This is a genomic window from bacterium (assembly GCA_012517375.1).
Classification (GTDB): Bacteria; Hydrothermota; Tepidihabitantia; order B3-TA06; family B3-TA06; genus JAAYVC01.
The window spans coordinates 1-11,531 of sequence record JAAYVC010000003.1 but is presented as its reverse complement, the minus strand read 5'-3'; the positions used below and the strand labels follow the sequence as shown (position 1 = coordinate 11,531).

Genomic DNA, 11,531 nt, shown 5'->3' with positions numbered 1-11,531 from the left:
TGAAGGCTTCCCATTCGTGCCAGACCTGATTCGTAAGCTTAGTGTAGTTGGTGTCGCCATGCCCGGCAGCATAAGCGGCCTTGCCCTTGGAGAGAAGTGAAGGAGCAGATGACGGGATGAGATTGGCTCCCGCCTTGGTTTCGCTCATAAAGCTCCAGTCTATTCCGTTGTCGTCGGGTCTTGCTATGTTCGCCGCAATCCTCCAGGCATTGCATGAGTTCTGGAACGGATACGCGGGCATTTTAAAGCCCGACGCAACGCTGTCCTCTGACCAGAGGTCCCAGTAGACGACCGCAGAACTGAATGCATACTTATCGGGCGCCTGGCCAGCTACCGCATCGACGGCGTCCCAGGTAAAAGCTGCGGTATCATTTGTTACGGTCGAGTTTACATTCGCAAGCCAGAGTTTGGCGTCGGGAAGCGTTGTCTCCTGATTGATTACGAAGAAGCCCATCGCAGTGACCGGTCCGGCAAGTGAATCGATATTGGCTATTAAAACGTACTTGGCGGTGCCGTTGGGCCAGAGATAGCGATCACCCTTCTGGCGTATCTTGAAGGTTCCGTCAGACTCCGTAAGCTCGTAGTCGTCTGGATCAGGATACCAGTAGTTGTTGTAGGATATACCCTGAATATCGAGGACCCACACGCCCACCTGCTTGTCGGCGTAGGGATTTCCATCCGGGTCAATGAATTTCCCTGAGATGGTGACGATATCGTTCGGACCGTAGTTTGAGGGCGGTCCGCAGCTCGTGAATATCGATAGCGACGAAAAGGCGGCAAATAAAACAATCAGGGATTTTTTCATAGCTCCTCCTTTTGAGTTTATTCATTGAACAATACTCCATAAAGAATTCTTGTCAATAGGTTGACGTTAATTCTCAGGCAAGTAAAATTCAGCATGCCTGAAACTCATAAGAAATTTGTACTTAAACTGAACTGGAAGAAGGAGCTTTTCGATGCGGGATTAATTCTCGTTGGAACCGCGATATGCGGAATAGCCTATGTGATGTTCCTTATTCCCCATCATGTCGTGTCCGGAGGGGTCGGCGGAATATCCATCATTCTGAACTACGTAACCAAATGGTCGGTATCAATCTTCTACGTGGTGCTGAACATCCCCATCTTTATCCTTGGGGTCAAGGACATGGGCATGAGGTACGGCATCAAAAGTCTTGCTGGTATTCTTGCGACCTCCGGATTCATATATCTCTTCGACGGAATCCTGCACCTCCCTTCGGTGACGAACGAACCGATACTCGGAGCCGCATACGGAGGCGCGATACTTGGACTCGGCCTGGGAATAGTCTTCAGGGGTCACGGTTCGACAGGAGGAACTGACATTATTGGACAGGTTTTAACGAAAAGATCGAACATCTCAGTTGGAGGCTGGATCCTTATCTTCGACATACTCGTCATCGCAACCGGAGCGATTGTATTCCGCACGCTCGAGGCTCCGCTTTTCGGGTTTCTTTCTCTCATAATAAACACGAAGGTAATAGACCTGGTCCTGGAAGGGTTCAGTTACGCCCGAGCCGCCTACATAATCACGACGAAGCCGCAGGAGGTCTCATGGGCTGTATCGCTCGAGATGCGAAGGGGCGCAACAGCCCTTCACGGACACTCGTACTTCTCGGGCGAAAGAAGAGAGGTGCTCTACATCGTTCTTACGCGTCGCGAGATTGACATGCTCAAACAGATAGTCAAGCAGATTGACCCAAAGGCATTCGTTGTTATATCGGACGTATACGAGGTTCTTGGCAAGGGCTTCAGAGCGAGAAATTAATAAAGCTTTCCCGCACAGACAATGGAGGTTTCAGTTATCGATTCGTTTGAATTCTACCGTCTTTTCCGATTTCGATATCAAGGCCAGCTGGCATGGATACGTCAATGCCATCGTTACCATTGCGCCTGGGTCGGGTGACTCTTCAGAGTATTCTACGATAAGGCTCTTGGGAGATTCAAGTATTCGCTCTATCTTAATCGAGTATCCGCCCGTGGGCTTCTGACCAGAGAATACGCCGACGAGCATAGATTTATCAAAATCAATCCCCGGTGCAGGCATTTTGTTGCCTTTGTCATCGATGACAGTACAGTACGTTGACCAGAAGGATTGCCAGCTTTTAGTATCCTTGAATACCATTCCGCCCGATTCCTTATACTGCAGTCCGGAACAGGAAACGTTCTCGGGATTCGGAAGCTGCTTGATATTGGATGTATTCGGACATCCTGCAAAGATCAAAGCGGCCGCTATGACCGCCGGCAAAGTCTTTTTCATGCTTTCTCCTCGCCCATTTCACAGAACTCGTCTTCCCTGTAGGTAGCTAAAGGCAAGGGGTCCGTGAGAGAAAGACCCGCATGTATATCCATCTCCTTCTGAGCTGTCGCAGAGATGAGCGTAAACAGCTGCCCCACCCGTATATCGTGGGGACACGCCTGCTCACACATCCCGCAAGCCACGCACGAAAGGCCTATGTGATTCATTCGTCCCAGGTGGAAAAGCAGTTCATCGCGGGGCATCTGAAGAATTCCGCGCCGCGAGGACCATTCCTCGTACCTGGAACCTTCAAAGTGGAACGTGGATGAATCGAAGAAACATTCGTTGCAGTAGCAGACAGGACACATGGTCCTGCAGTTGTGGCAGTTGACGCAATCGGCAAAGAACTTGACAAGACCTTCGATACCGGATATCTCACTGCGGAGCATGGACATGTTCTTCTCTGCATATGCGGTGCGCTTTGACTTCTCCGCTTTCAATGCTTTATCACGGGCAGAAAGGTCAGAAAGCTCAGCCTCGAACTTGATTTTTGAAAGAATCCCGCTGCCTTTTTCGGTTTTTGCATCGAGCATCAAGCCTTCAACCCCTATTGTTCCTATATTTATGTCGGAAACTGGTGATTCAGGATACTCGCACATTCTGCAGTTGGGTCTGAGCTCATCCTCTGAGAAATCGGAAAATGACGGAAGCCCAGAATCCTTTATCTTCAGCTCGAAAGTTTTTGGACTCACGGTACCCAAACAGTCGCGGGTTATAAGAACAATGTTTTCAAGGTTAATCTGGCGAAGTTTGAAAAGCTCCACAGCCGCACGCGATTCGCAAGGCTTCAAAAGAACGGCCAAAGGACCGGCTGGCGAGGCAAAACGAGTTATTTTTGAGAGTTGAACGGCAGTCGATAACGGCATAACAGGCGCGAATGGAAATGTCGATGCAAGAGAGTCTTTTGAAGATACAAGCGCCGGGAATATCTGATTCATGCCGGATTTTCGGGCCGGTAGAAGCGCGTGATTTATGAGACCCGAGTCGAAAAGATCGCCGATGAAAGCTCTGCAAGCTTCATCAGGATTCATGCTCTTCTTATAGATACCTGCCATCCCTACTCCTAGGTTTGAGAAGTCCTGGCCATTGGATTCTGGCCCTTTTCCGTAAGTTCTCGAGTCATTTCTGTGACTACCTTCGCAAAGCGCGCGCCTTCTGATGCAGATATCCATCGCAACCAGACCCTATCAGGTTCGAGTCCCAGGGTCGTCATTATGGATTTGAGGAGCGCTATCCTGCGGCGCGCTTTGTAGTTGCCGTTTACGTAATGGCAGTCCCCAGGATGACATCCGCCCATAAGGACGCCATCGGCACCTTCAAGTAGCGCCTTGATTATGTAACTTGAATCCACTGAGCCCGAGCACATCACTCGGATGGGTCTCACGTTAGGCGGATATTCAAGACGGGAGGTGCCTGCGAGATCGGCTGCCGCTGAAGTGCACCAGTTGCAGAAAAAACCTACAATCTTCGGGTCGAAATTTTCTTTCACTTTATACACCCCTTTCATGTTGGGTGAGTAAAACATCAATCATTCTGAATGCCTGATCACTCTCCAGGGTAACAAGATGCGCCGCTCCTGAAGGGCATGCTGATGCGCATATTCCGCAACCCTGGCATATACTTTCAATCACTCTCGCTGAAGAAAGCTCATCGTCCATCACCCTTGCTTTGTTAGGACATGCATCTATGCAGATGCCGCAGTACGCGCATCGTCTTTCGTTAGTTCGGGCTATATAATATTTGGGCGCTAACTTTTCGCGCCTCAAAAAAACGAGCGCTTTCGCGACGGCGGCCGAAGCCTCGGCAAGCGACTCAGATATCTGTTTTGGCCCCTTTGCCAAGCCAGCGACAAAAAAGCCCTCCTGTTCAAGCTCACAAGGCCTGAACTTCGGATTAGCTTCCTTGAAGAAGCCGAAACCGTCCTTTGCGATGGGTTCCCCGTTATATTCGATGTTCGGAAAGCTGGAAATAATGCCCAATGCAAGAACAACCTTGTCTGCATTGAGTTCGACACGAGAACCAAGAATTCGGTCAAAGACCGAAACTTGAGGCCTTCCATTTTGTTCTATTACTTGAGGCGGTTCATCAAGGGTGTAGCGGATGAAGTTGACGCCCATCTCGCGCGCCTTTCTGTAATAGAGTTCAGATAATCCCCAGCTCATAACGTCTCTCGCGATTATTGTGACCTCTATTTTCGGGTTTTTCTCCTTGAGCGCGATTGCGTTTGCCAGCGCCCTTCTGCAGCAGACTCGTGAGCAATAAGGATGGTCTTCCGAGCGCGATCCGACGCATTGAATCATAACAACATTTTTAAGATAGGCGAGCGCATCTTTTTCTATGCTTTCTGCAAATTCCTTTTCTCCAACAACACCTTCAATACCCCATCCAAACTCACCCACCTCAGGTTTATACTCGTGACCGCCTGTAGCGAAAAGAACTACCGATGCTCCCCTCACAATCTCCTCTTCACCCTTCTTGATTGTTATACCGAAACGGCCCGGCTCCCCGTCTATATGGATGGGGCAGGCATCCGTAATCACGTCGATTCTCCGGGATTCTTCGATAGCGGTGATGAGGCTTTTTGTAAAGGTTTTTGCATCGAATCCTTCAAGAGTTTTGGCCATGGCTAGGGCGTTACCGCCAAGTTCTTTTTCCTTCTCGAGAAGAGTCACGTCTACGCCTACATCTGCAAAGAGCTTTGAAGCCCAAAGGCCCGCGGCCCCTCCGCCAACGATTATCGCTCTGCCTATGTGCTGGAACGGTTCGGATCGCTCAAAGGAGAGAAGTCTCTGTTTCTCGGCATGCGCCAAGGCAAGAGTCAGCGCAATCTCTGATATGTCGCCACTGGAAGTCCACCGAAGAGGCTCGCGGAAGTCGACAATCTCGACTTGTGCCGGATGCCAGCTTTTGCTTCTTAAACGCTCCTTTACGAGGTATTCAATCTTGTTTGGGTTCGGCCCTAAGAGAACAAGCCTATCCAGCTCGTTATCTGACACAAAACGCTCCAACTCATCCAGACCTTGAGGTGTTTCCGTAAACTGGATGAAAGCGGACGGAATACCTTTATCCGAAAAGAAGGTTTTTATCCTATCCTGATTAAAGCCTTCCTCGGCAACAGGATCAAAAATGATTCCGACTTTTGGAAACGGTGCAGGAGATGCAGTATGTAAATCTCCCTTTCTAGATACGCCAATGATTGATGATATCTGACCTGCAGCAGCCTGAGCTTCTATAATCGTGTCTGGCAAGTCTTTAGGTCCTCCTGCAGAACCCACAGTGAAAATGCGGGGGTTGGAGGTTTGCAGCTCACTACCTGCAATAGTTTTTATGAAACCTTCCCGAGTCTCCAACTCGAACAGTTTTGCAAAATCGTCCGCCCTGCCCTCCTGACCGACGACTAGCGTTACAAGGTCAAATTCTTCTTTGACTATTTTTCCTTCTTCGGATTCGTAGCGAACAAGAAGATTGTCATTACTTGTTTCTTCAACCTTTGCAGGTCTCGAGGGCACCCAGCGAACGTTCTTGGGAATATCCTCCATGTAAGAGTAATAAGGCTTTCCGTAATCTCGGCGGTCCATGTAGAAGATGGTTATCTCGGATTCCGGATAACGTTCCTTCAGTAGTCTCGTCTCTTTTGCTCCATACATACAGCATGCAGCGGAGCAATATTGATGCTCGCGGTCACGCGAACCTGCACAAAAGACCATAGCAATCTTTTTCGGAATGCTACCGTCGGACGGTCTTTTGAGCACGCCGAGGGTTGGTCCGTAGTTTGAAAGCAGTCTTTCGAGTTCAAGACTCGTGAGCACGTTGGGAAATCTTATGCCGAGTTCGGTAAGATAGGATGGATCAATAAGGCTGAATCCTGTGGAGATTATCACTGCATCAGCATCGAGTGTCAATTCTCTGGGCTTCATTTCAAGGTCAATTGCAGAGGTCGGACATATTTTTACGCACTCGCCGCATCTTGTGCAAGTCTGGCCGTCAATGACCCAAGTTGAGGGAACCGCCATAGGATAACGAACGTATGCCGCTTTGCGGATTCCAAGAAGATTGAATTCGTCAGGCACCTCAACAGGACACACTTCCTCGCACTTACGGCAACGCACGCAGAGTTCGGGTTTGACGAAAGCCGGTTCACAGTTAAAGAAAAGCTTGAAACGCCCATCTGAAAGTTTTTCAACGTTCCATAGGGAGGCAAGATTGAAAATATCGAGTCCCTGACCGGAAAGGTCGCGGCGCAGACACAGTTCTGCCGCTCCGGGGTCAATTCGTGAACGTAGCTGGCAGAACCCGCAAGCATCGTTTGGAAACTGCTTGTCCAGTTGTCCAATTGTGCCGAGGAGATGGGATTCCTTATCTACGATTGAGACCTTGAATCCCAAGTCGTTCAGCGCAAGCGCTGACGCAATACCTGCAGCGCCGCCTCCGAGGACGACGACGTGTTTTTCAAATTCCTTGTAACCCGCACTCATCAGTACTCCCTCGTCGCCTCATCAATCATTGCAAAGAGCTGCGTTCGTGAGGCGTTGCGCAGCCTGACGGAGTGTGAAGGACATGCCGCCGCGCAAGCGCCGCATCCCTCGCACAAGGCTTCGTTGACACGCGCCTTTTTCTTGATTGAATCAACCTTGGGCGCCTCGTAAGGGCAAATAGCCTCGCATATGCCGCAGCCCGTGCAGATGTCCTGGTCGACTTCTGCTATTAAGGGTTCACGTTCGAGCGTCTCCCTCGAAAGCATGGCAAGTACTTTTCCGGCAGCGCCTGAGGCCTGGGAGACGGTATCAGTGATATCCTTCGGGAACTGGGTCACGCCCGCAACGAATATGCCTCCCGTAAGTGTTTCAACCGCGCGCAGCTTGGGATGCGCCTCTGATATCCAGCCGTACTCGTCCGTAGCAAGACGCAGCTTGGATGCGAGTTCCTGTACAGCGGTAGATGGAAGCATCGCAGGCGCAACGACCACGAGATCCGCATCAAGCGTGACAGACTGGCCGGAAAGCGTGTCCTCGGCGTAAACGGTAACGGTGCCATTCTGTTCATAAAGACGGGAGACCTTGCCGCGGATGAAGGTTGCATGCTCTTCCTCTAACGTACGTGCGTAGAACTCCTCGTAGCGTTTTCCGTTGGAACGGATGTCAATGTAGAAAAGGTATGCTTCCCCGTCGTGAACGGTATGTTTGTAGAGCATGGCTTGTTTTATTGAGTACATGCAGCAAACACGTGAACAATAAGCCACTCCGTGCTCGGGATCGCGTGAGCCAGCGCAGTGAATGAACGCAATCTTCTTGGGCACTTTTCCGTCCGACGGCCGGCGAACCTCTCCCGCAGTAGGACCGGATGCGCAGAGTATCCGCTCAAATTGCATGGCGTCGATGACGTTGGCGAATTTACCGCCTCCGTATTCGGGCATGCGATCCAGAGGCATAAGTTCGAAACCGGTCGCGACGACTATGGCGCCCACGTTGACTTCCTCAGTCCAGTGTTTGAGGGAGTGAGCGACAGCTTTGGGTTCGCATGCAATCTCGCAGAGCCGACACTCGGAACATCCGCCGCAATGTATGCATCGCTTTGCCTGCTCTACAATATCTTCCTCGGAATATCCGAGTTCGACCTCGCTGAAGTTGGAAACCCTTTCTGCGACCGCAAGCTCTGGCATATGCTTGAATAAGGCAGGGGAAGCAAGGTCTTTGTCGCCCATAAGGTCGGATTTGCGTGAAAGCTCGTTAGCACGGTTGCTTGCGAAATCTTTTCCGTCGAGCATCAGGTTTATCGAGCGTGCTGCCTTTCGGCCCGCTCCCGCTGCGTCTATGAAGGTAGCAGGTCCGGTTACGCAGTCGCCGCCGGCGAAAACCTTGGGGTTGGATGTGATGAGTGTTTCTTCATCGACAGCTATCGTTCCCCATGACGTCAAGAAGATACCGTCATCCGGTGCGATGAAGGAAAGCTCCGGCTTTTCACCTACAGCGAGGAACACGTTGTCGAACTCAAGAATTTCTTCCGAACCCTCGAGCGGAACCGGACGGCGTCTTCCTGACGAGTCGGGTTCGCCGAGTTCCATGTGGATTACCTCAACGGATTTGAGTCTGCCTTTCTCGCCATTGAATCGGACAGGATTAGTGAGGAGCATGAATTTGACCCCCTCCTCCCTTGCAGCCCTGACTTCGTCCGCTATGGCAGGCATCTCCTTCTCGGTACGGCGGTATATTACGGTGACTTCCGAACCCATGCGTAGCGCCGAACGCGCGGCATCCATAGCGGAGTTGCCGCCGCCAACAACAGCGACTTTCCTGCCTATCCTGGGCTTTTCGCCGCGGTTCAAGGCGCCGAGGAATTGAACTCCTCCTGCAACGCCTTCGAGTTCCTCCCCAGGGATGTTCATCTTGCCTTCTTTGTAAGCTCCGACCGAAAGGTAGACTGCATCGTATTCCTTTATTAGCTGCTTGAGCGGTATATCCTTGCCGATAGTAGTATTCGGTTTGTATCCGACACCGAGCTTGAAAACAAGCTCGCACTCTTTCTGTAACACATCCTTTGGCAGGCGGAAGGAAGGAATCCCCGAAAGCAACATGCCGCCAGGCTTTTCCTGCGAGTCAAAGATTGTGACGTCATGCCCGGCCTTCGCCAGATCGACCGCCGCCTGAAGCCCTCCGGGCCCTGCCCCTACTATCGCGACCTTGTGGCCGGACGGTTTGGCGATTTCGACTTCCATACCGGCCTCGCCCTTCTCGCGAAGCTCCCAATCGGCGAGCCAGCGCTTGATGTGCTTGATAGTTACTGACTCAGAGTCAATTTCCTTGCGTGAGCATGCTTTTTGGCATGGATGCGTGCAGATGCGGCCAGCAACACCAGCAAACGGAAAGCTCGCATCGTTTCGAATTATTGAAAGCGCCTGACCGTACTCCTTCGCCGATGTTGCAGCAACGTATCCGTGAGCGTTGAGGTGAACAGGGCATGCGGCACGGCAGGGCGCTTCCTGATCGGATTTATCGATTGTAAATTTGTTAGGCACTGCCTGGGCAAACGGTCTGTATGCAGCCTTGCGCCTTGAAAGCCCATGATCCCATTCAGACTTCATCTCAACCGGACACACCCTGGCGCAATCCGAACAGCCGTTGCATTTCGACCAGTCAATATAAGGAGACTTGCGGTGAATCTTCACGTCGAAGTTGCCTATATAGCCCGAAACCTCTTCAACATCCGAATAGGTAAGCAGATGGATGTTCGGGTGCTGGGCTGCTTCGGTCATCTTGGGGGTCATGATGCATTGAGGGCAGTCGAGCGTAGGGAACGTCTCGGACAGCTGAAGCATGTTTCCGCCGATGGTCGGACGCCTTTCCACTAGGTAGACTTCGTGCCCGCCGTCGGCGATATCGAGCGCGGCCTGAATGCCTGCTACGCCGCCGCCGATGACGAGTGCCTTGTGAGTAATCGGCACCTGGAATGGTTCGAGACTCCGGTCGAGCGCAAGCTTGCGAACGGTCTCGCGGACGACCGTCAACGCCTTGCGTGTGGCCTGTTCCTTATCCTTAGGATGAGGCCAGGAAACCTGCTCGCGGATGTTGGCTATCTCTACGCGGTAGGGATTGAGACCGGCGCGCTGGCCGGTTTTGCGGAAGGTGCGCTCGTGAAGGGTAGGCGAACAGTTAGCGACTACAATGCCGTCAAGGTGCTCGTTCTTTATAGTCTCGACGACAAGATCCTGCCCCGGTTCCGAACACATATAGATATAACTCTTTGCGAAAACAACACCTTCGATCCCCCTGGCTTCCTCTGCAAGGCGTTCAACGTCAACGGTGCCTGCGATGTTGAGCCCGCAGTGGCAGACGAACACGCCTATGCGAGGCTTTTTCATGCCGCACCCCTCTGGCTGACGATTTTCAGAACGTAATCATCCGTCATACCGAGTATACCAGGTTCGATACCCAAAGCCAGACCCATAAGCTGGGTGAAGTAGAGAACCGGAAGACCTTTGAACCCGTATCTTGCATCCTTGACTTCTGGCTGGCGCGCTTCGAGGTTGAACTCGCATAAGGGACAGGAGAGTATGATGAGGTCGGCTCCAGACTTGCGCGCCTCGCCAACAATACGCTCCGCGCGCTCGAAAACCAACTCCTTGCGCGGTATGGTATGGTAGGAACCGCAGCACTCGAGCCTGGATGCCCAGTTCACAGTCTCGGCACCAACCGCCCGAACTAAATCCTCCATGACTGTTGGGTTCTCGAGACTGTCGACGCCCGCTCCTGAAGGTCTCACAAGCGCGCAGCCGTAGTAAGACGCCACTTTGAGACCTGATAGTGGTTTGGCTATTTTTTCCGAGATTGCTTTCCAGCCTAAGTCGTCCCTGAGGATTTCAAGAAAGTGGCGAACCTTGATATTGCCCGAGTACTTGACCGGCTCCTCGTACATGAAGTCGTTAAGCTCGGCAAGCTTTACGGGATCCGCTGAGATGTATTCGTTAGCGCGCTTAAGCGTGTTATAGCACATGGAGCAGAGGGTTACGACCTCGCGCATGCCCATGGCCTCCACCCGCATCATGTTGCGGATAGTCGCCATCTGGTGCATAGTATCGTCCCTGGCGAGCGAAAAGACGGTTCCGCAGCAGTTCCAGCGTTCCAGTTCCTTGAGCTCGATGCCGAGCGCGTTCGCGACCGCAAAAGTGGACTCTTCAAAAACCTTACCTGTGGTTTTCATTGTGCAGCCCGGATAGTAGGCAAAACTCTTTACGGGATTTTGTTCCATCAGGCCGAAAGCTTCCTTAACGCCGAAACCCATGCAATGGTCGGATATTTCATGCGCTCTTCTTCTGGAATCCGATTGAGGTCGAGCGAGTCAATATTCTTTCTTAAACACACCTGCCTGAGAACCTCCAGGACGCGCGCGATGTCGATGCCTTTGGGACAACGCGACGTGCATGTGAAGCACGATGCACAAACCCATATGGTCTTTGATGCGAGTAGGCGATCTATCTCACCCAGCTGGGTGAGGCGTATGGCCTGGTTTGGCAGAATGTCCATGAGATTGATGGACGGACAGTCGCCGGAACAGCGTCCGCACTGATAGCACGCGAAAACGTCAACTTCCGAGACGCGCGCGACTTTTTCGAGTATGTCGTTTGTTGACTTGGACTTCTTTCCGAGTTCAATCATTTAGAGGGAATTATAGGCTGGCAAGCCATGTTGTCAACCAGAATAAGCTTATCATTCAGGTAACCTAG

General features: G+C 51.7%; 9 protein-coding genes. 1 reads left to right on the top strand and 8 read right to left on the bottom strand.

From position 1 onward, the window contains the following. A partial coding sequence (locus GX441_00290) for a hypothetical protein (GenBank protein ID NLI97082.1) occupies positions 1 to 805 on the bottom strand: 805 nt, incomplete at its 3' end. Between the two features lie 93 nt (positions 806 to 898). On the opposite strand from GX441_00290, the gene GX441_00285 reads away from it, so the two are divergent. Next, complete coding sequence (locus GX441_00285; GenBank protein NLI97081.1) at positions 899 to 1,783, top strand: YitT family protein; 885 nt, start codon at positions 899 to 901, stop codon at positions 1,781 to 1,783. A gap of 30 nt (positions 1,784 to 1,813) precedes the next feature. On the opposite strand, the gene GX441_00280 is transcribed toward GX441_00285, so the two are convergent. The 7 genes from GX441_00280 to GX441_00250 are packed head-to-tail and all read right to left on the bottom strand — an operon-like array spanning position 1,814 to position 11,463. Beyond that, a complete protein-coding gene (locus GX441_00280; protein ID NLI97080.1) occupies positions 1,814 to 2,275 on the bottom strand; it encodes a protease complex subunit PrcB family protein in 462 nt (153 codons plus the stop codon). Continuing rightward, positions 2,272 to 3,369: a (Fe-S)-binding protein gene (locus GX441_00275; protein NLI97079.1), complete on the bottom strand. Its 1,098-nt coding sequence runs from the start codon at positions 3,367 to 3,369 to the stop codon at positions 2,272 to 2,274. Before GX441_00275 ends, GX441_00280 begins: the two co-directional genes overlap by 4 nt. An 8-nt stretch (positions 3,370 to 3,377) precedes the next feature. Continuing rightward, complete coding sequence (locus tag GX441_00270) at positions 3,378 to 3,821, bottom strand: hydrogenase iron-sulfur subunit (GenBank protein NLI97078.1); 444 nt, start codon at positions 3,819 to 3,821, stop codon at positions 3,378 to 3,380. After that, on the bottom strand, positions 3,805 to 6,789 hold the full coding sequence (locus tag GX441_00265) for a CoB--CoM heterodisulfide reductase iron-sulfur subunit A family protein (protein NLI97077.1): 2,985 nt from the start codon (positions 6,787 to 6,789) through the stop codon (positions 3,805 to 3,807). The genes GX441_00270 and GX441_00265 overlap by 17 nt, the downstream gene beginning before the upstream one ends. Then, complete coding sequence (locus GX441_00260) at positions 6,789 to 10,169, bottom strand: FAD-dependent oxidoreductase (protein ID NLI97076.1); 3,381 nt, start codon at positions 10,167 to 10,169, stop codon at positions 6,789 to 6,791. Before GX441_00260 ends, GX441_00265 begins: the two co-directional genes overlap by 1 nt. Further along, on the bottom strand, positions 10,166 to 11,056 hold the full coding sequence (locus GX441_00255; protein NLI97075.1) for a heterodisulfide reductase, subunit B: 891 nt from the start codon (positions 11,054 to 11,056) through the stop codon (positions 10,166 to 10,168). The genes GX441_00260 and GX441_00255 overlap by 4 nt, the downstream gene beginning before the upstream one ends. Next, the gene (locus GX441_00250; GenBank protein NLI97074.1) at positions 11,056 to 11,463 is read right to left on the bottom strand and encodes a 4Fe-4S dicluster domain-containing protein; all 408 of its coding nucleotides are present in this window, start codon (positions 11,461 to 11,463) and stop codon (positions 11,056 to 11,058) included. The genes GX441_00255 and GX441_00250 overlap by 1 nt, the downstream gene beginning before the upstream one ends. Positions 11,464 to 11,531 lie beyond the last annotated feature (68 nt).